The 583-nt window shown below is 67.1% G+C and carries 1 protein-coding gene; it reads right to left on the minus strand.

The genetic code is table 11. The features are described from left to right. Positions 1–112: 112 nt before the first annotated feature. The coding region (locus AC01FP_RS18775) for an N-acetylneuraminate synthase family protein (RefSeq protein WP_474482434.1) at positions 113–583 on the minus strand (471 nt) is incomplete at its 5' end.

A 583-nucleotide genomic window follows, 5' to 3' on the forward strand; every position in this document is an offset into this window, starting at 1 on the left:
GCGGGCAGCGAGCTGGCGCAGCGCAATGCTGGTTGCCCGGCAGCCCAGATTGAGGCTGTCGCTGTTGTCGCCGATGTAGAGCAGCTTCATCGTGCCCGTCCCGCCCCGGTGCTCAGGCCGCGGAAACTTCGCCCCCGCCGGTCCACTTGAGCTTGTCGCGCATGCCCAGCTCAACCGGGGTCATGTCGCCCTGCTTGTAAGTGAGCGAGCGGCTGACTGCCTTCACGTCGCGGCACAGGCGGCGCAGGCCATCGGGCTCGAGGCTGGCGGCATGGTCGGTGCCCTTCCAGGTGCGGTCGAGGGTGAAGTGGCGTTCGATCCATTCCGCGCCCAGGGTCAGGGCCGCGATGTCGGCGGCGATGCCGAGGTGGTGGCCGGAGAATCCGATCCCGCCGACGCGGTCACCGAACTTCTCCTTCAGGCGGGTCACTTCGAGCAGGCACAGCTCGTCGAACTCGACCGGGTAGCCGCTGGTGCAGGCATAGAGCAGCAGGTCCTTGGCCCGGCCCTTGTCCTCGAAGAACTTCACGATCTCGTCTTCCTCGGCCTTGGTGGTCATCCCCAGCGAGAGCTGGATCTGGCC

The sequence above is a fragment of the Cyanobium sp. NIVA-CYA 375 genome (assembly GCF_056108345.1).